The 23245-nt window shown below is 65.3% G+C and carries 22 protein-coding genes; 11 read left to right on the forward strand and 11 right to left on the reverse strand.

The window, feature by feature from the left end; translation table 11 throughout:
• Positions 1–68: 68 nt before the first annotated feature.
• The 3 genes from AC0L3J_RS30825 to AC0L3J_RS30835 all read right to left on the reverse strand — a co-directional run bounded on the left by AC0L3J_RS30825 (position 69) and on the right by AC0L3J_RS30835 (position 4998).
• Complete coding sequence (locus tag AC0L3J_RS30825; RefSeq protein WP_473349519.1) at positions 69–2633, reverse strand: ligase-associated DNA damage response DEXH box helicase; 2565 nt, start codon at positions 2631–2633, stop codon at positions 69–71.
• Positions 2634–2727: 94 nt separating this feature from the next.
• Entirely contained in the window at positions 2728–3957 is a 1230-nt protein-coding gene (locus AC0L3J_RS30830; protein ID WP_473349520.1) for an ABC transporter substrate-binding protein, read from the reverse strand.
• A gap of 114 nt (positions 3958–4071) precedes the next feature.
• Positions 4072–4998, reverse strand: coding sequence for a class I SAM-dependent DNA methyltransferase (locus tag AC0L3J_RS30835; protein ID WP_473349521.1), 927 nt, complete (start codon positions 4996–4998; stop codon positions 4072–4074).
• A 64-nt stretch (positions 4999–5062) separates the two neighbouring features.
• On the opposite strand from AC0L3J_RS30835, the gene AC0L3J_RS30840 reads away from it, so the two are divergent.
• From AC0L3J_RS30840 to AC0L3J_RS30860, 5 genes are all read left to right on the forward strand, one after another.
• Positions 5063–6100, forward strand: coding sequence for a ligase-associated DNA damage response exonuclease (locus tag AC0L3J_RS30840; RefSeq protein WP_473349522.1), 1038 nt, complete (start codon positions 5063–5065; stop codon positions 6098–6100).
• Positions 6097–7755, forward strand: coding sequence for a cisplatin damage response ATP-dependent DNA ligase (locus AC0L3J_RS30845; protein WP_473349523.1), 1659 nt, complete (start codon positions 6097–6099; stop codon positions 7753–7755). The genes AC0L3J_RS30840 and AC0L3J_RS30845 overlap by 4 nt, the downstream gene beginning before the upstream one ends.
• A 120-nt stretch (positions 7756–7875) precedes the next feature.
• Positions 7876–8181 (forward strand): DUF6460 domain-containing protein, encoded by a 306-nt coding sequence (locus AC0L3J_RS30850; RefSeq protein WP_473349524.1) that lies wholly within the window; start codon positions 7876–7878, stop codon positions 8179–8181.
• 21 nt (positions 8182–8202) lie between these two features.
• Positions 8203–8937 (forward strand): MBL fold metallo-hydrolase, encoded by a 735-nt coding sequence (locus tag AC0L3J_RS30855; protein WP_473349525.1) that lies wholly within the window; start codon positions 8203–8205, stop codon positions 8935–8937.
• Position 8938: 1 nt separating this feature from the next.
• Complete coding sequence (locus AC0L3J_RS30860) at positions 8939–10270, forward strand: MATE family efflux transporter (RefSeq protein WP_473349526.1); 1332 nt, start codon at positions 8939–8941, stop codon at positions 10268–10270.
• Between the two features lie 100 nt (positions 10271–10370).
• Here the strand turns inward: AC0L3J_RS30860 and AC0L3J_RS30865 are convergent, their stop codons facing one another.
• The gene (locus tag AC0L3J_RS30865) at positions 10371–11468 is read right to left on the reverse strand and encodes a quinone-dependent dihydroorotate dehydrogenase (RefSeq protein ID WP_473349527.1); all 1098 of its coding nucleotides are present in this window, start codon (positions 11466–11468) and stop codon (positions 10371–10373) included.
• Positions 11465–11809, reverse strand: coding sequence for a DUF952 domain-containing protein (locus AC0L3J_RS30870; protein ID WP_456766500.1), 345 nt, complete (start codon positions 11807–11809; stop codon positions 11465–11467). The genes AC0L3J_RS30865 and AC0L3J_RS30870 overlap by 4 nt, the downstream gene beginning before the upstream one ends.
• Positions 11810–12013: 204 nt before the next feature.
• Here AC0L3J_RS30870 and AC0L3J_RS30875 point away from each other — a divergent pair, with 204 nt between their 5' ends.
• Together AC0L3J_RS30875 and AC0L3J_RS30880 are read left to right on the forward strand one after the other, a co-directional pair.
• Complete coding sequence (locus tag AC0L3J_RS30875) at positions 12014–12667, forward strand: S24 family peptidase (protein ID WP_473349528.1); 654 nt, start codon at positions 12014–12016, stop codon at positions 12665–12667.
• Between the two features lie 138 nt (positions 12668–12805).
• Positions 12806–13552, forward strand: a complete 747-nt coding sequence (locus AC0L3J_RS30880; RefSeq protein WP_473349529.1) for a carbonic anhydrase — start codon at positions 12806–12808, stop codon at positions 13550–13552.
• Between the two features lie 132 nt (positions 13553–13684).
• On the opposite strand, the gene AC0L3J_RS30885 is transcribed toward AC0L3J_RS30880, so the two are convergent.
• The 5 genes from AC0L3J_RS30885 to AC0L3J_RS30905 form a co-directional block, all read right to left on the reverse strand.
• On the reverse strand, positions 13685–15328 hold the full coding sequence (locus AC0L3J_RS30885; RefSeq protein ID WP_473349530.1) for a lysine--tRNA ligase: 1644 nt from the start codon (positions 15326–15328) through the stop codon (positions 13685–13687).
• A gap of 196 nt (positions 15329–15524) precedes the next feature.
• A complete protein-coding gene (locus AC0L3J_RS30890) occupies positions 15525–16460 on the reverse strand; it encodes a transporter substrate-binding domain-containing protein (protein ID WP_473349531.1) in 936 nt (311 codons plus the stop codon).
• Positions 16461–16551: 91 nt separating this feature from the next.
• Positions 16552–17142: an SCO family protein gene (locus AC0L3J_RS30895; protein ID WP_473349532.1), complete on the reverse strand. Its 591-nt coding sequence runs from the start codon at positions 17140–17142 to the stop codon at positions 16552–16554.
• A 24-nt stretch (positions 17143–17166) separates the two neighbouring features.
• Positions 17167–17361 carry a hypothetical protein gene (locus AC0L3J_RS30900; protein WP_473349533.1) on the reverse strand — a complete coding sequence of 65 codons (195 nt, stop codon included), beginning with the start codon at positions 17359–17361 and terminating at the stop codon, positions 17167–17169.
• Between the two features lie 267 nt (positions 17362–17628).
• Positions 17629–18099, reverse strand: a complete 471-nt coding sequence (locus AC0L3J_RS30905; protein WP_027569999.1) for a Clp protease/crotonase-like domain-containing protein — start codon at positions 18097–18099, stop codon at positions 17629–17631.
• A gap of 293 nt (positions 18100–18392) precedes the next feature.
• Between AC0L3J_RS30905 and AC0L3J_RS30910 the strand changes: the two genes are divergently transcribed.
• From AC0L3J_RS30910 to AC0L3J_RS30925, 4 genes are all read left to right on the forward strand, one after another.
• Positions 18393–20051, forward strand: a complete 1659-nt coding sequence (locus AC0L3J_RS30910; RefSeq protein WP_473349534.1) for an FAD-binding dehydrogenase — start codon at positions 18393–18395, stop codon at positions 20049–20051.
• Positions 20052–20054: 3 nt separating this feature from the next.
• Positions 20055–20972, forward strand: coding sequence for an extracellular catalytic domain type 1 short-chain-length polyhydroxyalkanoate depolymerase (locus AC0L3J_RS30915; RefSeq protein ID WP_473349535.1), 918 nt, complete (start codon positions 20055–20057; stop codon positions 20970–20972).
• Positions 20973–21104: 132 nt separating this feature from the next.
• Positions 21105–21455 (forward strand): RidA family protein, encoded by a 351-nt coding sequence (locus AC0L3J_RS30920; RefSeq protein ID WP_007599359.1) that lies wholly within the window; start codon positions 21105–21107, stop codon positions 21453–21455.
• 165 nt (positions 21456–21620) lie between these two features.
• Positions 21621–21986, forward strand: coding sequence for a nuclear transport factor 2 family protein (locus tag AC0L3J_RS30925; RefSeq protein WP_473349536.1), 366 nt, complete (start codon positions 21621–21623; stop codon positions 21984–21986).
• 338 nt (positions 21987–22324) lie between these two features.
• Here AC0L3J_RS30925 and AC0L3J_RS30930 read toward each other — a convergent pair whose 3' ends face one another.
• Entirely contained in the window at positions 22325–23245 is a 921-nt protein-coding gene (locus AC0L3J_RS30930) for an amino acid ABC transporter substrate-binding protein (protein ID WP_473349537.1), read from the reverse strand.

Here is a 23245-nt window from a genome sequence, read left to right on the forward strand (position 1 = left end):
CGTGGATGCCCGGGTCAAGCCCGGGCATGACGGTGTGGATGGATCAGCGCGCCTCACTGGAAAATTCTCTATCCCATCGCCTCTTTGACCAGCTCGTCGGCGGCTTCGGCCAGGAGCTCGTCTCCAGCTTCGCCATAAACTGACTCGCGGCCGATTTCCAGCATCACGGGGACCGCGAGCGGGGAGACACGGTCGAGTTCCCGATGCGTGATGCGGCCCTGGATGCGGGTGAGCATGTCGCTGAGGCGGCGCAGATCGAGCAGGCCGGTGGCGGCATCGGCGCGCGCGGCGCGCAACAGTACGTGGTCGGCCTGGTGCTTGCGCAGCACATCGTAGACCAGATCGGTCGAGAACAGCACCTGGCGGCGGCTCTTCTCCTCGCCGGTGTGCCGGCGCGCGATCAGGCCGGAGATGATCGCGCAATTGCGGAACGTGCGCTTCATCAGCGCGGATTCGGCAAGCCAGGCTTCGAGGTCGTCGCCGAGCATGTCAGGGTCGAACAGCGTGTCGAGGTCGATCCTGCCGTCCCGGATCATGGACGACATGTCGCCGAGCGCCCAGACCGCGATCGCATATTCGTTGGCGACGAAGCCGAGCGGCCGGGCGCGGGCACGCTCCAGCCGGCGCGTCAACAGCATGCCGAGCGTCTGGTGCGCGAGACGGCCTTCGAAGGGATAGCAGACGATGTAATGCTTGTTGGCGCGGGGAAAACTCTCGACCAGCAGCTCGCGCACTTCAGGCACGCGCGAGACGTCCTTTTGCAACGACAGCCAGTCGCGCACTTGCTCCGGCAAGGCGACCCACGCGCGCCCGTCATCGAGCAAGCGGCGAACCCGCTCGGCGAGATAGGTCGACAGCGGAAACTTGCCGCCCATATAGGACGGCACTTTCGGGTCCTTGTCGTTGGCGCGCGAGACATAGACCTGGTCCTCGACCAGAGTCTCGTAGCGCACCACCTCGCCCGAGAACACGAAAGTGTCGCCCGGGCTGAGGCCCTCGATGAAGGCCTCCTCGATCTCGCCGAGCAACCTGCCGCCGCGCGCGATCACGCCCGTTGACCCCGCGCCTCCCCCGCGCGATCGCACCAGCCGCACCTTCAGCATGTCGTCCTCGACGATGGTGCCGACATTCATGCGGTAGCTCTGCCGCACCCTGGGATTGGCGACGCGCCAGCGGCCCTCCTTGTCCTGCTTGATGCGGGCGAAGCGCTCATAGGTCTTCAGCGCGTAGCCGCCGGAGGCGACGAAATCGACCACGTCGTCGAAATCCTGCCGCGTGAGATCCGCATAGGGCGCGGCGGTGCGCACCTCGTCGTAAAGCTCGTTGGAGAAAAACGGCTCGCCGCAGGCGCAGCCGAGCACGTGCTGCGCCAGCACGTCGAGTGCACCGATCCGCAGCGGCGGCGTGTCCTGCGCGTTCTCCGCGATGGCGTCGATCGCGACGCGGCACTCCAGCACCTCGAAGCGGTTCGCCGGCACCAGCACCGCGCGCGAGGCTTCGTCGAGCCGGTGGTTGGCGCGGCCGATACGCTGCATCAGGCGCGAGGCCCCCTTGGGCGCGCCGATATTGACGACGAGATCGACGTCGCCCCAGTCGACGCCGAGATCGAGCGAGGAGGTGCAGACCACGCCGCGCAGTTTGCCCGCCGACATCGCGTCCTCCACCTTGCGCCGTTGCGCGACGTCGAGCGAGCCGTGATGCAGCGCGATGGCCAAGTTGTCGTCGTTCATGCTCCAGAGGTTCTGGAACAGCATCTCGGCCTGGCTGCGGGTGTTGACGAAAACAAGCGTGGTCTTGTTGGCCTTGATCAGCTCGTAGATCTCGGGAAGCGCATGGCGCGCGCTGTGGCCGGCCCAGGGCAGGCGCTCGCGCGTGTCCATCATCTCGACCAGCGGCGGCACCGCACCGCCGGCAAGGACGATATCGGCCGCCGCTTCCTTGCCGCCGGGCTGCGGCACCAGGAAGCGCGCCAGTGATTCCGGCTCGGCCACGGTCGCCGACAGGCCGATGCCGCGCATCTGCGGCGCCAATCGCCACAACCGCGCGAGCCCAAGCGACAGCAAATCACCGCGCTTGGACGTCACTAGCGCATGCAGTTCGTCGAGCACGATGCGCTTCAGCGAAGAGAACAGGAACGGCGCGTCGTCGGAGGACAGCAGCAGCGCGAGTTGTTCCGGCGTCGTCAGCAGGATATCAGGCGGATAGCGCCGCTGCCGCTGCCGCCGCGACGTCGGCGTGTCGCCGGTGCGGGTCTCGATCTTGATCGGCAGCCCCATCTCGGCGACGGGACGCTCGAGGTTGCGCGCGATATCGACGGCGAGCGCCTTGAGCGGCGAGATGTAGAGCGTGTGCAGGCCGCCGCTGCGTTGCAGGCTGCGGCCGGTGGAGATCACCGATTTCGTCGAAGTTTTGGGCGCAGAGCTCAGCTCCACCAGCGTCGGCAGAAATCCCGCCAGCGTCTTGCCGGCGCCGGTCGGCGCGATCAGCAGTGCGGACTGGTCCTCGCGCGCCCTCTCCAGCAGCGCCAATTGATGCGCGCGCGGCGACCAGCCGCGAGCGGCGAACCACGCCTTGAAGCGGTCGGGCAGCAGCGCGGCAGGCACGGCCGGGATTTTGCGGATGCGGGGCGGCACGGCATCACAGGTAAGCCGTGGGGGTGGGTTCGTCGAGGGGGTGTACTTCCCCTCTCCCCGCCCGGGGAGAGGGGAAGAGACAGCGGTGCGCCCCCTACTCCGACATCGGCTTGTCAGAGATGTCCCAGTCCTTGCCGGTAAAGGTGGAGATGAAGAGCGTCTTCATCGGCGTGTAATCGTCAGGCGTGTAGTCGTAGGTGACGCCGTCGAGGAAATAAGGCGAGTGGAAGCCTTTGAGGTTGGAGGCCTGCTTCAGCACGTTGGCGCGGGTGAGCTCGTCGCCGCAGCGGCGCAGGATCTCGCCCATGGTGACGGCCTGGCCGTAGCCGGCGAAGGCGATGGTGTTGTCCTGATCGATCGCCGGCGTGTACTTCTTGCGCAGCTCCTCGAACGCCATCACGTCGGGGTCCTTCTCCCATTTGGGCAGGCCGACTTCCTTGTTGTAGCGGATGGCGACGATGCCGGCGGCGTTCTCGAGGCCCGCGGCATTGAGGATCGAGCGGCCGGTCGAGCCGGCCGACAACAGCTGCAGCGGCTTCCAGCCGAGCTCGGCCACTTTCCGGATCGACTGCGACGACGCCTTGCCGGTGGAGATGTTGTAGAAGACGTCCGCACCCGATTTGGAGAGGTTGATTAGCTGGGAATCGACGGTCGGATCTGTGAGATCGTAGGTCTGCTCCATGATCACCTTGGCGGTGCCGCCGGCATCTTCCAGAACCTTCTTGAAGGGGCCGAGGAAGTCGCGGCCGAAATCGTCGTTCTGGTAGAGGATGCCGACCTTCGCGTTCGGCTTCACGCTGACGACGTGCCGCGCCAGGATGCGCGCCTCGGTCGGATAGAGCGGCAGGCCCGCCATCGTCCATTTGAACTCTGTCGGGTTATTCCACTTTGACGCGCCGGTGTTGAGCAGCAGTTGCGGCACGCCCTTCGAATTCAGGTATTTGTGCACGGCGGTCTGCGGTGCGGTGCCGAGCGAGCCATAGAGCGCGAGCACCTCCTCCTGCTCGACCAGGCGCCGCGTCGCCTCGACGCATTTCGGCGCGCTGTAGGCATCGTCCATGGTGAGGAATTTGACCTTGCGTCCGTTGATGCCGCCCTTCTCGTTCAGCATCTGGAAATAGGCTTCGCCGATGCGCCCGAGCACGCCGTAGAGCGAGCCGGGGCCGGAATGCGGCACGGTCTGCCCGATCTTGATCTCGGTGTCGCTGGCCCCCGCATCGTATTTCTTCTCCGCCGCCCAGACGCAGGGCGCAGGCAAGGTGGATGCCGCGATGGTGGCGAGCGCGGCGGCGCTGAAATCGCGCCGCGATGGATTCTTCGTCATTATTCGTTTCTCCCTGGTGCGCGCATTGTGCTGGCATCGCCGCACGGCTCGCAAGTGGGAAGTCACGGCTTTGCGACGCAATGACGCTTAAAGCGCTGCATATAGCGCCTAGACTCAAGTTTTCTCGGCGACCACGACGAGGCCGCGCACCGGCTCGTTGTTCTCGGTGCGTGGCGAGGCCCGCTCCAACGTGAGGAGCTTGAAGCCGGCCTGCGCCATCGCATCGCGCACATATTCCGCCGAATGGGCATAGCGCAGGCCTTCGCCGAGCACGATGCCGCTGCCGTCATGGGTCTCCAGCGTGAACGCAAGCACGCCGCCGGGCGCGAGCACGCGCCTGGTTTCGCCGAGCACCGGGGCGAGATCGGGGAGATAGACGAACGCATCGGCCGCGACGACGAGGTTTGCGCTCGCATCGCTCCTGCTGCGCAGGCCTTCGATCATGTCGGCGACGTCGAGCTCGGCATAGAGGCCGGTGGCGCGCGCCTCCTTGACCATGCCGGGCGACAGATCGATGCCGATGAACTGGTCGACCTGTTTTGCGAAGGCGGCAGCCGCGAGCCCCGTCCCGCATCCGAGATCGATGGCGCGCTTGAACAGGGCGGGCTTCTTCGCGGCGACGCGGGCCGCCACCACCGCCTTGAAGATCAGCGACGGCGCGCGATAGCCGAGATCGTTGATCAGCACGTGTTCGAAGCGCGGCGCGTATTGATCGAACAAGGCCTGCACATAGGCTTTCGGCATCTCGGACAATTGCGCGTCGCCAAGGCGGATCAGATGCAAATGGGCGCCATGCTGATCGCTCGGGTCGGACTCGCGCGATTTGCGAAAGGCCGCAATCGCCTTGTCGCGCTCGCCGAGTTGCGCGCGGATTTCGCCGAGCGTGAACCAGGCCGAGGTGAAATTCGGCGCAAGCTCGATGGTCTGCTCCAGCAGGTCGGCGGCGGCCGCCAGATCGCCCTTGAGCTGGAGGTCGCGCGCGAACTCGAAGCGGCGGTCGGCCATGAGATCGCCGGAGGTCAGGAACAGGCGCAGGGGCATTGGGGAACCAGGGAACGAAGCGGTGATGACTCGAAGATGCGGGGTCGCAACCTATATAACAGGCATGCGTCCGCAAGACATCCTGCTGCCAGTTGCCGCCGGCCTATGCTGCAAGCCGGGTGGCTTCCATATCGACCCTGTCCGCCCGGTCGAGCGGGCCGTGATCACCCACGGCCATTCCGACCATGCCCGCGCCGGCCACGGCGCGGTGCTGGCGACGCAGGAAACGCTGGACATGATGCGGCTGCGCTATGGCGAGAATTTTGCCGGCTCGACGCAAGCGATCCGCTATGGCGAGGAGATCCGGCTCGGCGACGTCAGCGTGAAGTTTCATCCGGCCGGCCATGTGCTCGGTTCGGCGCAGGTCGCGGTCAGCTGCAAAGACACCTGCATCGTCGCCTCCGGCGACTACAAGGATGCACCCGACCCGACCTGCACACCGTTCGAACTGGTATCCTGCGACGTCTTCATCACCGAGGCGACGTTCGGCCTGCCGGTGTTTCGCCATGGCGATGCGGCCGACGAGGTCAAGAAGCTGCTGACGTCGGTGGCGCTGTTTCCGGAGCGCGCGCATCTCGTTGGCGCCTATTCGCTCGGCAAGGCGCAGCGCGTGATCGCACTGCTGCGCCAGGCGGGTTACGACGCGCCGATCTATCTGCATGGCGCGATGGAGAAGATCACGCATTACTATCAGAGCCGCGGGATCGAGCTCGGTGAGTTGCGGCCAGTGAAGGGCGTCAAGAAGGCGGCGCTTGCCGGCACCATCACGCTGGCGCCTCCCTCTGCGACATCCGATCTCTGGACCCGGCGGTTTCCCGATCCCGTCACGGCATTCGCCTCCGGCTGGATGCGGGTCCGCGCCCGCGCGCGCCAACGCGGCATCGAGCTGCCGCTGGTGATCTCGGATCACGCCGATTGGGACGGCCTCACCGCCACGATTGCCGCGACCGGCGCCGGCGAGATCTGGGTCACCCACGGCCAGGAAGACGCGCTGGTGCACTGGTGCCAAAGCAAGGGTTTGCGGGCACGGCCGCTCGATCTCGTCGGCTATGGCGACGAGGAGGAGACCGAGAGCCCGCTCGCTGACGAGGCCGAAGCATGAACCGCTTCGCCGAACTTCTCGACCGCCTCGCCTACGAGCCCGGCCGCAACAACAAGCTGCGGCTGATCACCAGCTATTTTCGCGAGGTCGCCGATCCCGATCGCGGCTACGCGCTGGCCGCGCTGACCGGCGCGCTGAGCTTCAAGCACGCCAAACCTTCTCTGCTGCGCGATCTTATCGCCCAGCGAACTGACCCGGTCTTGTTCGGTCTATCCTGGGACTATGTGGGCGATCTCTCCGAGACGATCGCGCTGATGTGGCCGAAGGCCGTGGGTGTCCACAACAATCCACCGCCGCCGACGCTGACCGAGGTCGTCACCACGCTGCGCACGCTCGGAAAGACCGAGCTACCAAAACAGCTCGAACGCTGGCTTGACGAGCTGGATGAGACCGGCCGCTGGGCGCTGTTGAAGCTCGTCACTGGCGCATTGCGCATCGGCATCTCCGCGCGCCTGGCCAAGACCGCGGCCGCGGCACTCGGCGACAAGGACCCGCATGAGGTCGAGCTGATCTGGCCCGGTCTCGCGCCGCCTTATCTGGACCTGTTCGCCTGGCTGGAAGGCCGCGGCGACAAGCCGGTCAATCGCGATCCCGCGCCGTTCCGCCCTGTGATGCTGGCGCACGCGATCGAAGACACTGATTTCGCCGCGCTCGATCCCGCCGACTACATCGCCGAATGGAAATGGGACGGCATCCGCGTGCAGGCGGTGGCCGGCCGCGACGAGCACGGCCACATCACCGCGCGGCTCTATTCGCGCACCGGAGAGGACATCACCGGCAGCTTTCCGGACATGGTCCCGTCATTGCGGCTACCAGGCGCCATCGACGGCGAGCTTCTGATCCTGCGCGAAGGGCGCGTGCAGAGTTTCAACGTTCTGCAACAGCGGCTCAACCGCAAGGTCGTGTCTCCGAAGCTGATCAAGGAGTTTCCGATTCATCTGCGCGCCTACGATCTGCTCGGCGACGACGAGAACGATTTGCGCGAGCTACCGTTCGCGGAGCGCCGCGAACGGCTGGAGACCTTTATCGGCAAGCTCGACGATCCCCGCATCGATCTCTCGCCCACCGTGCCCTTCGCAAGCTGGGAGGCGCTGACCGCCGCACGCGCCGATCCCGCGAGCGCTGGTGCGGGCGAAGACGCGGACGCCGTCGAAGGCGTGATGCTGAAGCGGCGCGATGCACCCTATCTGCCGGGACGGCCGAAGGGACAGTGGTGGAAATGGAAGCGCGATCCGCACATCATCGACGCCGTGCTGATGTATGCGCAGCGCGGCCACGGCAAACGCTCGTCCTACTATTCCGACTACACCTTCGGCGTCTGGACCACAGGCGCGGGCAGTGACGAGCTGGTGCCGGTCGGAAAAGCCTATTTCGGCTTCACCGACGAGGAGCTGCTCCAGATCGACCGCTTCGTGCGTCGCAATACCACCGAAAAATTCGGCCCGGTCCGCCACGTCGTGCACGAGCCGGACAAGGGGCTGGTGCTGGAGGTCGCCTTCGAGGGGCTGCAGCGCTCGCCGCGGCACAAATCCGGCGTCGCGATGCGCTTTCCCCGCATCAGCCGCTTGCGCTGGGACAAGCCGCCGCGGGAAGCCGACCGGCTGGAAACGCTGGAAAAGATGCTGAAAGCGGAGGCGGCGGAGATTGAGGCTTGAAAGCCCCGGGCGTGTGCTTGCCCGCATTAAAATCCCGTAAGCCGATTGACGCGCCGTTGCGGGTTCCCCATGTCCCCCGCCTTGCCCTATGATAGGGTCGAATCCCCTGAGGAGTTTGAGATGGCCCACGACGTCAGAGATTTGCCGGCCGGCCGCAGTGATGGCCTGAACCGCTTTCTCGGCGGCTCGCCGCTGGCGGTCGCGTTTCGCCTGGTCCTGCTCTCGATCCTCGTCGGCGTCGTGCTGGCGGCGGTCGGTTTCGATCCCTGGAATATCATCTACAGCATTCGCCTCTTATTCCAGCGCTTGTGGGATCTCGGCTTCGATACCGTGAACTGGCTGTGGCGCTACTTCCTGCTCGGCGCAGTCATCGTGATCCCGATCTGGCTGCTAATGCGTGTTTTCGGCACGCCGCGCGGCCGGTAAGGTTTTGGAGGTCCGCAGCCGATGCAATTGCGCTTTGTCGGCTGCGGCGACGCCTTCGGATCGGGCGGCAGGCTCAACACCTGCTTCCACGTCTCGGGGCGCGAGGCCAACTTCCTGATCGATTGCGGCGCGTCGGCTTTGCCGGCGCTGAAGCGGCTCGAGATCGACCGCAATGAGATCGATCTCATCCTGATCACGCATTTCCACGGCGACCATTTTGCCGGGCTGCCGTTTGTCCTGCTCGACGCACAATTCTCGCGGCGGACGCGGCCGCTCACGATCGCCGGCCCCAAAGGCATCGAGACGCGGCTGCGTGAGGTGATGGAGGCTCTGTTCGAGCATTCCTCCAAGACGAAACAGCGCTTCGAGCTGTCCGTCGTCGAGCTCGCGCCCGGGCAGAGCCAATGCTTCGGCGCGGTGACGGTGACGCCCTATCCCGTCGTGCACGGGGAATCCGGCGGACCGTTCCTCGCCTATCGCATCGAAGCGGAAGGCCGCACGCTGGCCTACAGCGCCGATACCGAATGGACGGAGACGCTCATTCCGCTGGCGCATGGCGCGGACCTTTTCATCGCCGAGGCCTATATGTACGAGAAGGTGGTCAAGAATCACCTCAGCCTGAAGACCTTGGAACAGCATCTTCCCGACATCGGCGCAAAACGCCTCGTGCTCACCCATATGAGCGAAGACGTGCTGTCGCGCCTCGACGACATCGCCCATCTCGCCGCCGAAGACGGCATGGTGCTCGTGTTCTGACATGCACGCACCCGTTCACTTGAAGATCGGTTCCCGTCAGGTCTTCGCCATCGCAGGCCCCGCGATGGTCGCGAACCTCACCACGCCGCTGATCGGTGTGGTCTCGACCACCGCGATCGGACGGCTGGACGATGCCGCGCTGCTCGGCGGCGTCGCCATCGCGTCCGTCATCTTCGATTGCCTGTTCTGGCTATTCGGCTTCCTGCGCATGAGCACGCTCGCCTTCACGGCGCAGGCGCTCGGCGCCGGCGAGACGCGCGAGCTGACCGCGATCCTGGTGCGCGGCTTCATCGTCGCGGGCCTGATCGGCGTAGCCCTGATCGCGCTGCAACTGCCGCTGGCGGCAATACTGTTCGACCTGATGGGCGGCAGCGAAGGCGTTACGCGCGCGGCGAAAACCTACTTCGTGATCCGGATCTGGTCGGCGCCGCTCGCGCTCGCCAACTACGTCATCCTCGGCTGGCTGGTCGGCCAGGCCCGCGCTAATCCGGCGCTCGCGCTACAGGTCGTCATCAATGTCGTAAACGCGGCGGCGACGATCCTGCTGGTGCTGGTCTACGACACCGGCATCGCGGGTGCTGCGATCGCCGCACTGCTGTCTGAAGCGGCCGGATTCGGGCTCGGCATGATCGTCTGCCGCCGCTATGCGGACGGCGGGTTCGCGGTGCCATACGCAGAGCTGTTCGACCGGGCCAAGCTGATGCGGCTGCTGGCGGTGAATTCCGACATCCTGATCCGCACCGCGGCGCTGATCGCCGTGTTTCTGTTTTTCACCGCCAAGGGCGCGCGGGCCGGCGACGTCACGCTGGCCGCCAATTCCGTGCTCAACAATTTTCTGCTGGTCAGCGCCTTCTTCCTCGATGGTCTGGCCAACGCAGCCCAGCAGCTTTGCGGCCGTACGCTCGGCGCACGCGACGCCAGGGGATTTGCGGATTCGACCCGGCTGGTGCTGCTATGGGGGCTCGGCTTCGCGCTGGTCGTGTCCGCGCTGTTCGCGCTGTTCGGGCCGAACTTGATCGATGTCATGACGGCGAGCGAAGCCGTCCGTCGCGGCGCCCGGGAATTCCTGCCGTTCGTCGTGCTCGCGCCCATTCCCGGCGTGTTCGCCTTCGGCTTCGACGGCATCTATATCGGCGCGACCTGGGCGCGCGAGATGCGCAATCTGATGCTGGCCTCGCTCGCGATCTTCCTCGCCACATGGTGGGCGCTGCAATCGTTCGGCAATGCCGGGCTGTGGAGCGCCCTGATCGCCTCCTACGTCTCGCGCGGCGGCTTGCAGGCCGCGCGCTATCCGGCGCTGTACAGGAAGACGTTTTCGAAGCAGTCGCTGTAACTTGTAGCCCGGATGGAGCGAAAGCGTAATCCGGGGCCTTCGCGTCCGCGGATAGAATCCCGGATTGCGCTTCGCTCCATCCGGGCTACGCGGCGAAGAGCTATATCCCCGGCCAGGCTTCCGCCGTCAGCGTGGCGGCGTCGGAGCCGACGATCTCGGAGAGAGAATCCCGCCCCGTGCGCAATAGGGTCGAGGTGAGGTCGCGCTTGATTTCGTCGACGAGGCCGAGGCCCTTGTAGACCAGCGAGGAATAGAGCTGGATCAGGCTCGCGCCGGCGCGGATTTTCGTCAGCGCGGCGCCGCCCGAATCCACGCCGCCGACGCCGATCAGGGGGAATGCGCCCTCGACGCGCACATAGGTCTCGGCGACCATCCTCGTCGACAGCCGGAACAGCGGCCGGCCGGACAGGCCGCCCTGTTCCTTGGCGCGCATCTCCTCGCGCAGCGTGCTCGGCCGCGCGATCGTGGTGTTCGACACGATCATGCCGTCGACCCGGCGCGAGCGCGCGACCTGCACGACGTCGTCGAGCTGGGCGAGGCTCAAGTCGGGCGCGATCTTGAGCAGCACCGGCGTGTCGCCGGCGCTCTCGCGCACCCGCTGGCGCGCGTCGATCACCCTGGCGAGGAGATCGTCGAGCAGCGCGCCTTCCTGCAGATTACGCAGGCCCGGCGTGTTCGGCGAGGAGACGTTGACGGTGAAATAGCTCGCGACCGGCGCAAAGGTCTCGATCAGCCTGACGTAATCATTGACGCGATCGGGCGAATCCTTGTTGGCGCCGACATTGACGCCGACGATGCCGCCGTGCTGCGCGCGCGCCGCGAGCCGGCGCAGGGCGGTCTCCGCGCCGTCATTGTTGAAGCCCATGCGGTTGATCACGGCCTCGTCGCGCTCCAGACGAAACAGCCGCGGTCGCGGATTGCCGCTTTGCGGCTTCGGCGTCACCGAGCCGATCTCGACGAAGCCGAACCCGAGCCGCAGCAGCGCATCCGGCACTTCGGCGCTCTTGTCGAAGCCCGCGGCCATGCCGATCGGATTGGGGAAGTTGAGCCCGAACGCACGTACCGCGAGCTTGGGATCGTCAGCGTGCGGCTTGCCCGGCGGCAGGAAGCGCAGGCCCTGGATCGCGAGGCGATGCGCATCCTCCGGATCGAGCCAACGCAACACCGGCAGCGAGAGAGCGTCGAAAGCGCGGATCACGGGGCAAGCTCCGGAACGTCGTGGCCGCCGTCGGAGCGCGTGTTGAGGTTGATCACGGCAATCACCGCGCCGAGATCGAGCTCGCCATAGAGATGCGGAAACAGCTCCTCATTGCGCGAACGCTCCCAGCGCAATGCGCTGCCGAGCGCATCGCCGTCGACCTCGACCAGGAACAGCGCGCGCTGCCCGACATAATGCTTCTGCAGGGTCTCGGGAACCTGGGATGCGGTCGAGAAATGGATGAATCCGTCGCGCGAATCGTCCGCGCTGCCGCGGTAGACACCCTGCCGTTCCGCCTCGCGCCAGGCCGAGGCCGGACAGATTTTGTAGATCTTGACCACCGCTTACGCAGCCCTGTTTGCCCGGGGAGACAGCTCTTTGAGTCTCCTGGGGATTTTCGTCTCTCGTGGATCGTTAAATCCCGGGCGGGACCGTAAAGGCCACCCCTGCCGAACTCAAGACTTAGACGCCGCCTCTTGCACCGAAAACGGAAAACCGATTGATTTGAGGATAGTTTTCCTGAGTTGCGACGGGCTGGACCTTCCATGGTCAAGCAGGCCAAAGCGCAGAGGATGCTCACCCACGACCAGATCTGGGGCGCGCTGGATCGGCTGGCGGCGCATGCCGGCCTGTCGCCGTCCGGCCTCGCCAAGCGCGCCGGGCTCGATCCCACCACCTTCAACAAGTCCAAGCGCGTCACCTCCGACGGCCGCGAGCGCTGGCCCTCGACCGAATCGATCGCGAAGGCGCTGGCGGCGGCAGATTCCTCGATCGACATTTTTGCCAAGCTGGTCGCCGACGAGGCAGGCGGCGGCCGCTCGGTGCCGCTGCTCGGATTCGCGCTGGCCGGCGCGAGCGGCGCCTTCGACGAGTCCGGCTTTCCCACCGGCAAGGGCTGGACCGAGTTTGCCCTTCCCGACGTCGAGGGCAACCACAGCTTCGCGCTGCAGATTTCCGGCGAAGCGCTTGCGCCCGCCTATCGCGACGGCGACATCATCCTGGTCGCCCTCGGCGCGCCGATCCGCAAAGGGGATCGCGTGGTGGTGAAGACCAAGACGGGCGAGGTGGCGGTGGCGACGCTGAAGCGCCGCACGGCAAAAGCTCTGGAGTTGCAGCCGCTCGATACCTCTCAGGCCGAACGCAGGATGACGGCGAGCGAGGTCGGCTGGATGGCGCGGATCGTGTGGGCGAGCCAGTGATCGCGTCTCGCCTGCGTCGTGACCGGGCGACGACGTCAGCCGCGCCGCATTCGCCGCGGGCAGCCTTGCGACTCAGCATCTCTCTCGCATAGGTTGCGGCCACCAATTGCCAAGCAAATTCATGTTAGGGGGAATATGATGAATCGCCGTCACGCATTGAAGGCCCTCGCGGGTCTTGCGCTTTGTCCGCTCTGCAAGCCGGCCTTCGCCGCCGAAGGTGCGCATTGGAGCTACGAAGGCGCCGGCGCCAAATGGGGCGATCTCGACGCGGCCAACAAAGCCTGCGCGGTCGGCCTGCAACAATCGCCGATCGACATCGAGGCGACGGTCAAATCGCAATTGCCCGCGCTGAAGCTGAACTGGGGCAAGAGCGCCGACACCATCATCAACAACGGGCACACGATCCAGCTCAACTTCGCCGAGGGCAGCACGCTCACGCTCGGCGACGTCAAATACAAGCTGCTCCAGGTGCATTTCCACCGGCCGAGCGAGCACATGATCGGCGGCAAGAATTTTCCGATGGAGGCACATTTCGTCCATCGCAACGAGGCCGGCGGGCTCGCCGTGGTCGGCGTGCTGATGGCCGAGGGCAGGCCGAACCCGGCCTTCGCCAAGATCGTCAAGACCATGCCGGCCGCCGAAGGCCCCGCCGTGAAGGCGGATACGACCATCGATCCCCACGCCATGCTGCCCACGAAGCTCAGCTACTTCCGCTATCCCGGCTCACTGACGACGCCGCCCTGCTCAGAAGTGGTCGAATGGCTGCTGCTGACCAACCCGATCCAGGTGTCGGCCACCGATGTCGCCGCGTTCGCAAAGCTCTATCCGATGAACGCACGCCCGGTGCAGAAGGACAACCGGCGCTACGTGCTGCGGTCGATCTGAGCTGCGGGCGAAGGTCCGTAGCCCGGATGAGCGAAGCGACATCCGGGGTTTTTGCTAGCTAGCCGCACCGGCGGTCCCGGATGTCGCTACGCTCATCCGGGCTACGAGGTCGCTAGAACGGAAGCTGTCGCGTCACGCACTCCGCGCCAGCGCGCCGTCGATCATGTTCACCGCGTTCTGCACGCCATACACCGCGACAAAGGAGCCGAAGCGCGGGCCCTTTTCCTGGCCGAGCAGCACCTGGTAGAGCATGTTGAACCAGTCGAGCGTCACGCCGGGACGGCCGTCCTTGCCCTTCTTGACCTGATCGAGGAACGGCTCGCGGCGGCCGATCTCGTAGACGACGTTCTGGATGTCCTCGGCCGAGGCGTCCTGCGGCAGCTGCGATAATGCATCCCGCAAATCCTGCAGCGCCGCGCGCTCGGTCTCGGTCGGTTCGCGGAACGTCTTCGTCGGCGCGACGAAGTCGCGATAATAATTGATGGCGTAGCCGACCATCGCATCGAGCTTGGGATGCGTTTGCGGGCTCACGCCGGGCCGATAGCGGCCAATGAAACCCCACAGGGTCTCGGCATTCTCCGCGTTCGACGACGAGACCAGCGTCAGCAAGAGCTGGAACGTGACGGGCATGTCGAACTTCGGCGGATGGCCGCTGTGGACATGCCAGACCGGATTGCCGAGCTGCTGCTTGGCGTCCTGCTTGGCAAAGCCGTCGATGAACTGCTGGTAGTCGTCGACGTTGCGCGGGATGACGTCGAAATACAGCCGCTTGGCCGCCTTCGGCTCGCGATACATGAACAGCGACAGCGATTCCGGCGAGGCGTAGCGCAGCCATTCGTCGATGGTCAGCCCGTTGCCCTTCGACTTCGAGATCTTCTGGCCCTTGTCGTCGAGGAAGAGCTCGTAGTTGAAGCCTTCCGGCGGCGTGGCGCCGAGCGCCCTCGCGATCGCGCCTGAGAGTTTGACCGAGTCGATCAAATCCTTGCCGGCCATCTCGTAATCGACGCCGAGCGCCACCCAGCGCATCGCCCAATCGGCCTTCCACTGGCACTTGACGTTGCCACCGGTGACCGGCGTCTCGACTTCCTGGTTGGTATCGGGATCGAGATAGGTCACCGTGCCGGCCGCGACATCGCGGCGGATCATCGGCACCTGCAGCACGATACCCGTGGTCTTGCTGATCGGCAGGAACGGCGAATAGGTCGCGCGGCGGTCGGGTCCGAGCGTCGGCAGGATGATCGCCATCACCTTGTCGTAGGCAGCCAGCATCTTGAGCAGCGTCGCGTCGAAACGGCCGGACGTGTAATAGTCGGTCGAGCTCGCGAATTCGTAGTCGAAGCCGAAATGATCGAGGAAGGCGCGCAGCCGCGCATTGTTGTGGTGTCCGAACGACGGATACTCGTTGGAGAACGGGTCCGGCACGCGCGTCAGCGGCTTGCCGAGATGCGCGGCCAGCATCTCCTTGTTGGGGACGTTGTCGGGCACTTTCCGAAACCCGTCCATGTCGTCGGAGAACGCGAGCAGGCGCGTCCTGATCTTGTTTTCGGTCAGCACATGGAAGGCGTGCCGCACCATCGAGGTGCGCGCGACCTCGCCGAAGGTGCCGATATGCGGCAGGCCGGATGGGCCGTAGCCGGTCTCGAACAGCACCTCGTCCTTCGGGCTTTTCTTCAGCCGCGCGACAATGGCCTTCGCCTGCTCGAACGGCCAGGCGTTGGATTGTTCGGCGAGCGCACGCAGATCGCTCGGGTTCGCGGCAAGATCGATAACGGACATCTAAGGGGCCTCCGGGGCGCGGAAAATAGCGATTTCCGGGCAGAATGCAATTTTGCGGATAGGTGTCAGACCCTCACCCTGAGGAGCGCGCTCTTCGCGCGCGTCTCGAAGGGCGAGGCCACCAGCGGGGCCTTCATCCTTCGAGACGCTTGCTACGCAAGCTCCTCAGGATGAGGACTGAGAGTGGCACACGAAACTAGAACGGGCTCACCGAGAAATACCGCAGCCACAGATCCGTGTAGCGACCCTTTTCCCAGACGCGGAACATCGCCCAGTTCAGGGCCTGGCGCAGCACGTCGTTGCCCTTGCGCACGGCGATGCCGATGCCTTCGCCGAAGAAGCGGCTTTCGACGAACGGACCGCCGGAGAAGGCGCAGCAATCGCCGGAATCGGTGCCGTTGATCCAGAACGCGAGCGCGATGGCGTCGCCGAAGATGAAGTCGACCTCGCCCTTGCGCAAGGCGCCGCGCAGGACGTCGTCGTTCGGATAGGGGTGCAGCTCGGCGTCGGTGAACATGGCCTTGAGATAGGCCTCATGCGCGGAGCCGGCGATGACGCCGACCTTCTTGCCCTCGAGATATTCGGGACGGATCTCCGGCATCACCGCGTCCTTGCGCGAGGCGAAGCGCGCCGGCACGCGGTAATAGGGGTCGGTGAAGTCGACCCGGGCGCGGAGCTGCGGGCTCACCGCCATCGAGGCGATGATGGCGTCGCCCCGGTTGGAGGCGAGTGCGTCCACCAGCGTCTCGAAGCGGCGCATCTGCACCGTGCAGGTGACCTTGATCTCCTCGCACAGCGCGCGGGCGAAATCGACGTTGAAGCCGGCCGGATTGCCGTCGGCGCCGGTATAGTTGAACGGCGGATAATCAGTCTCGGTCAGGAAACGGATCACGGTCAGGCGCGACAAATCCGGCCGCTCCGGCCGCCGCCGCGGGTCCCAGAAGCCCGGCACCGCCTGCGGGGCGGCTTGCGGCGCGACCTGGGGTGAGGCTTGCGGCGCCGTTGGGGGCTGCTTGGCCGGGGCCTGCGCCTTGGCGCCAGACAGGCCCGCGAGCAGGCAGACGCCGACGACCAGCCCGGTCAGCAAGCCACGGGCGGATTTGGACGATTTCGCCTGTTGCGATGGGGCCATCGGCTGAAAATGAACGAATTTCGTTGAGATCGGGGGGCCTTATAGCCCATCCGGCCGGGAACGCGAGCGCGGATTGCGGCGAATAGCGAGCCTACAGATACCGCTTCAAGTCCACCGCGGCCTCTTCGGGCGTGCGCTTCAGGTTGAATGGCGAGACGAAGCGGCCGTCGCGGTCCATCAGGTAGATCAACGCGGTGTGGTCCATGGTGTAGTCACCGTCCTTGGTCGGGACCTTCTTGGCGTAGACCCGGTAGGAGCTGATCACCTTGGTGGTCTCGGCAGGATCGCCGCTCAGGCCTTCGAGGTGCGGGTCGAAGCTCGACAGATAATCCTTCATCGCGGCCGGCGTATCGCGCTCGGGATCGACCGAGATGAAGACGGCATTGACCTTGTCGGCGTCCTTGCCCATCGCGCGCAGCACTTCCGAGATCTCGAACAACGAGGTCGGGCAGACGTCGGGGCAATGGGTGTAGCCGAAGAAGATCAGGGTCGGCTTGCCCTTGAGGTTCTTGTCGGTGACGGCCTTGCCGTTCTGGTCGGTGAGCTGGAACGGGCCGCCGATCGCGGCCGGCTGCGCCACCTTGCTGACCCCGCCCATGGCCCAGAATACGATCAGCAGCCCGAGGATGAGGCTTGCGGCGAAGGCGGTCGCGATCACCAGCGGACGGGCGGCGGAGCTCATGGGCGGAAAACTTCCTGTCGCGGGTCAGAAGCAGGCGGCGAAACCGGTCCTGATCATTTCGAAGAACACCTGGCTGCCATAGTGGAACCAGAGCGCGAGCACGCCGAGCACGACCAGGCCGCCGGCGCCGGCACCCGCCAACAGCAGCACGAACGGCATCCGACCGGCAGTGGGCGAATTGTCCGATACAGGATGGGCGGGGTGCAGTGGTTGAGCCATGACAACGATCGGGGTGAAGGGTTCCCTGGCTCTCAAATAGGCGCTGGGGCGGGGCCGGGCAAGCACGGTGGGCGGGCCAGAGATCAATTGGTGCGGAGGATCTCCGTCATGCCCGGGCTTGTCCCGCCTGCGCGGCCGAAGCGGCTTCGGCGAGGCGAAGGCCCGGGCATCCACGTACTTCTCGCGCGGGCCAAAGACGTGGATGGCCGGGACAAGCCCGGCCATGACGAAGGATAGAGATCAGCTCTGAAAACGACCGACTGCGGCCTACCGCGGCGACGGCTTATTGGCCGAGGCCTGCGCGTCGAGGTAGCAGGGCTTGTACATGGCCTGGAGCTGCCTGCCTTTCAGGAAGAGCATATGCGGGGTAAGGCCGCCGCGCTGATTGATCCAGCGCTTCACCTGCGAGGGATACATCGCATAGAGCATCTGGGTCGCTTCGGTATTGGTGACGGCACGGCCGTTGCTGCCGAAATCCCACGCGGCGTGGAAGCCCAGTGTCGCGTGCGACGTCACGCAGATGCGGTCAGGCGGGATGGCGCCGAGGACGATGGTGCAGGCAGAGGCGCAGAGACCGTCGATGATGACGGTGTCGCCCGACTGCCGCAGGTCCTGGTATTTGTCGACGTAGGTTCCGATCCGGCCACCGCGGTCATCCGCGATCCGAACCACCGCGTGAGAAGCGCCCATGCTCGCGATCAGGAGAACCGCCGCAAGCAACCCCGTCAGAAACTTCATTGGCCCCCGCCCCAGTCGAATTCGAATCTGTGTGTCAGGTGGTGATGCCCTGCTAGGGTCCGTCGTAACCGCGGTTTTGTCTAGGCATGCCGGCTCGCTCAAAACAAATTCAAATCCAGTGTTGCGCCGGCGCTGCACTCAGCCGGTCTTTTTCCCGAAGTGGAACAAGTTAACGATGTCTTGCGCGCCGTCCTCTTGATCTCAGTTGCAACCGCCGGCTTCAATCCGGGCAACTACAGGGGGGAACCTGTGGAGGGGGAAACACATGAAGGGGGAAACATATGGCCGAACAGATGACTGAAGAGACTGACGTCATCGTTGTCGGCGCAGGACTGTCGGGCCTCGTGGCCGCAACCGAGATCGCGGACGCCGGCAAGCGCGTGATCGTGGTCGACCAGGAGGGCGAGCAGTCGCTCGGCGGCCAGGCGTTCTGGTCGTTCGGCGGATTGTTCCTGGTCGATTCGCCGGAGCAGCGCCGGCTCGGCATCAAGGACTCCTTCGAGCTTGCGATGCAGGACTGGCTCGGCACCGCCGGCTTCGACCGCGACGAGGACTTCTGGCCGCGGCAATGGGCCGAGGCCTATGTGGCGTTCGCGGCCGGCGAGAAGCGTGCGTGGCTGCGCGCGATGGGCCATCGCATTTTCCCCGTGGTCGGATGGGCCGAGCGCGGCGGCTATGACGCAATGGGCCACGGCAATTCGGTACCGCGCTTTCATGTCACCTGGGGCACCGGGCCCGGCATCGTCGAGCCGTTCGAGCGCCGCGCGCGCGAGGCCGTCAGAAGCGGCCGGCTGAGCTTTCGGTTCCGCCATCGCGTCGACGCGCTCTCGATCACCAACGGCACGGTGGATGGCGTCGGCGGGGCCATTCTCGCCCCGGATAATGTCGAGCGCGGCAAGAGCTCATCGCGCAAAATCGTCGGCGAGTTTGCGTTGAAGGCCCAAGCCGTGATCGTGGCGTCCGGCGGCATCGGCGGCAATCACGAGCTGGTGCGGCAGAACTGGCCGAAGCGGCTCGGCGCGCCGCCGAAATTCATGATCTCCGGCGTGCCCGAGCATGTCGACGGCCGCATGATCGGCATCACCGAGAAAACAGGCGCGCGGCTGATCAACCGCGACCGCATGTGGCATTATGTCGAAGGCATCCAGAACTGGTCACCGATCTGGCCGCGCCACGGCATCCGCATCCTGCCCGGCCCCTCCTCGATGTGGTTCGACGCCACCGGCACGCGCCTGCCGGCGCCGTTGTTTCCCGGCTCCGACACGCTCGGCCAGCTCCAATACATCATGTCCACCGGCTACGATTATTCCTGGTTCATCCTGACCCAGAGCATCATCAAGAAGGAGTTTGCGCTGTCGGGTTCGGAGCAGAACCCCGACCTCACCGGCAAGAGCTGGCGCATGACAATCAAGCGCGCCACCAACAAGGGTGCGCCGGCGCCGGTGGAAGCGTTCAAAAGCCATGGTGTCGACTTCATCGTGCGCGACAAGATCGAGGATCTCGTTGCGGCCATGAACAAGCTGACCGGCAGCGACCTCCTCAAGCTCGAGCACATCAGGATGCAGATCGAGGCGCGCGACCGTGAGATCGCCAATCCTTACGTCAAGGATGCGCAGGTGATGAACATCCACAATGCGCGGCGCTATATCGGCGACAGGCTGATCCGCACCGCCTCCCCGCACCGCATCCTCGATCCCGCGCAAGGGCCCGTGATCGCGGTCAAGCTCAACATCCTCACGCGGAAGACGCTGGGCGGTTTCGAGACCGACCTCTCTTCGCGCGTGTTCGGTGAGGAGGGCAGCGTCATCCCTGGTCTCTATGCAGTGGGCGAAGCCGCCGGTTTCGGCGGCGGTGGCGTGCACGGCTATCGCTCGCTGGAAGGCACGTTCCTCGGCGGCTGCCTGTTCTCGGGCCGCAATGCGGGCCGCGCCGCGGCGAAGGCCGTGGGCTAGATCATGCGGTGGCGGCTGCGCATCGCGGCGTTTGTTGCGGCATTGGCCGCCGCCTCGGCTGCGTCCGCCGATACGATCGACGTCGACGGCGTGAAGCGGTCCTACACTGTGCAATTGCCGGCGAAGCGGCTCGTGCCGCTCGTCGTCGTGCTGCACGGCAAGACCCAGCGCGGCGCCGACATGATGACACGGACGGCGTGGCCGCAGGTCGCAAAGCGCGAAGGGTTTGCCGTGGTCTTTCCCGATGGCCTCAACCACGCATGGGCCGATGCGAGGACCAAGGCGGGACCGGCGCTCCGTGGCCCGCCCGCGGGCACCGATGACGTCGCCTTCATCTCAAAGCTCGTCGAGAAGCTGGTGGCGAACGGCACCGCCGACCCTCGCCGCGTCTATGTCACCGGCGTCTCTAATGGCGGCGCCATGGCCATGACGCTGGTCTGCGCCCGCGCCGATCTGTTTGCTGCCGGCGCGAGCGTGAGCATGAACCTCACCGATGAGGCCGCGGTCACGTGCCATCCGTCGCGGCCGCTACCGATGCTGCTGATGAACGGCACGGCCGATCCGCTGGTCCCCTACGAGGGCGGCCGCGGATCGAGCTATTATGCCGCCGACGGGTTCTGGTCCACCGACGAGACGCTTGCGTTCTGGCGCAAGCTCAACGGCTGCGAGACCGACAATGCCGACGCGACCGATTTGCCCGACAGGGCGCCCGCAGACCAGTCCACGGTGACGCGGATCTCGTCGCGCTGTCCTGGAGGGCACGACGTCGTGCTTTATCGCATCAATCAAGGGGGGCACCGCATGCCCGGATTTTCTCCGGATGCCCGCTTCCCGAAGGTCGCCGCCAGCTTGCTCGGATCGCAGAACGGCGACATCGACGCCGCCGAGACGATCTGGACGTTCTTCGGCCGGTTTCCTTGAAGTGCAACTCAGGCATCGCCGACGACGCATGCGTGCCTGGCAACGCATGCGTGCCCGGCAACGCATGCGTGCCTGGGGTGGCACAGGGCAGGCCGCTGCGCTAGACAGGGCCGCCATTCAAAGGAGACCCCAATGAGCATTCAGCGTCTTGAAACCGGCCCGCGCATGAGCCAGGTCGTCGTGCACGGCAACACCGTCTATCTCGCCGGCGTCGTCGCCAACAACGCCGCCGGCGAAAGCGTGACGAAGCAGACCCAGGACATCCTGGCGACCATCGACAGCCATCTCGCCAAGGCCGGCACCGACAAGTCGAAGCTGCTCTCGGCCACGATCTACATCACCGACATGAAGACGTTTGGCGAGATGAATGCGGTGTGGGACGCCTGGGTCTCGCCCGGCAACACGCCGGCACGCGCCACCGTCGAAGCCAAGCTCGCGGCGGCACAATACACCGTCGAAATCATGGTCACCGCGGCGAAGTAAGTTCGCGACGACATTTGCGCGCGCTCGTCGACGCATGATCCGATCGGGAAACCGCTTCACGCTTTCCCGGATCATGCGCATGACCTCCGAGGTAATCGATCAGCGCGCGCAAACCTTCGATAGTCAGGTCAGCCGAACGACACGGCGCCATCGAAGGAGACCACAATGACCGACCCCATCACCATCGCCCGCCGCTACATCGATCTCTGGAACGAGCGTGCAGCCGGCCGCCGGCGCGAACTGCTGAGCCAGAACTGGACGGCGGATGCGAGCTATGTCGATCCCCTGATGAAGGGCAACGGCCATGACGGCGTCGATGCGCTGATCGCAGGCGTGCAGCAGCGCTTTCCCGATTTCAAGTTCAAGCTGATCGGCGAGCCCAACGGCTACGGCGACCATGTCCGCTTCAGTTGGGGCCTTGGTCCTGATGGCATCGACAGCCCGATCAAGGGGACGGATTTCGCCGTGCTGAAGGACGGCCGTATCAGGAGCATCACGGGATTTCTGGACCAGGTGCCCGCAGGCGCGTGAGCACGCGCTGATCGTTGCTGCGCCCTCTCTATGGCAGGGCGATCGCATATGGATTTCACGAGGACCGCGGGCTTGCTCCGCCTCTCCCGCTTGCGGGAGAGGCCGACGCGCCCCGGGCGATGCGCAGCATCGTCCCGCGCGCGGCGGGTGAGGGCTCTCGCCACACCGGGACATCCTGCGCAATTCTCAGCAATCCCGACGCGGAGACACCCCCACCCCAGCCCTCCCCCGCAAGCGGGAGAGGGAGCCCACCGCCGATGCTGCCGCATCGTGCACGCGATATGCAATTGCCCTCCCTTTGTAAGGGGAGAGGGCGCAGCGGCGCTCGTCGCACAGCGCTAGTTATTCGCGCTTGCGGAATCGTCCATCGCCTTGAAGGCTTCCTCCAGCTGCAGCGAGATCGGCACGTTCAGCCGTTCGCCGGTCGGAAGCCTTGCGGTGAACCATTTGTTGTAGAGCGGAACGAGGTCGTGGTTGGAGCCGAGCTTGCGGAAGGTGCGATCGACCACGGCCGTCAGTTGCGGCTCGCCCTTGCGGAACATGATGCCGTAGGGGTCGTAGGACAGGTAATCGCCGGTGACGCGGAACTTGTCCTGTGCCTTGTGGCGCACAATCAGGCTGGACAGCAGGATGTCGTCGGTCGCAAACGCATCGGCCTTGCCGTCGACGAGCATCTGGTATGACTGTTCGTGATCAGCACCGACAACGATGGTCAGTCCCAACGAGGACTTCTTGTCGGCCGCCTGGATCGCCTGCTCGTTGGTGGTGCCCTTCGTCACTACGATGGTCTTGCCCTTCAGATCAGCCAGTGACTGGACGCTGGACGCCTTCGGCACCATCAGTTTGGTGCCGGCAACGAACATCAGCGGCGAGAAGGCGACGCGCTTGCCGCGTTCGGCATTGGCCGTGGTCGAGCCGCATTCCAGGTCGATCTTGTTCTGGAGCACGGCGTCGATGCGGTCATCCGAGGTGACCTTGACGTAGGCGATCTTGAGATCGGGATCGTCGACCTCGACGCCGATCTCCTCGACGATGGCCTCGCAAAGCTCGAGGCTGTAGCCGATCGGCCGGTTGGCCTGATCGAGGAAGGAGAACGGCGGCGAGCTCTCGCGATAGCCGAGCCGCACGGTGTGCGCCGTCTTGATCGCTGACAGCGTCGGGCTAAGCCCTTCGCTGCCACCGGTCTGGGCGGAGGCACCCGTGGCCAGCTGGCACGCTGCCAAAAACAAGCCGCCCGATATCGCCATTGAAAGGCGCAT

The organism is Bradyrhizobium sp. Kon37 (assembly GCF_055807535.1).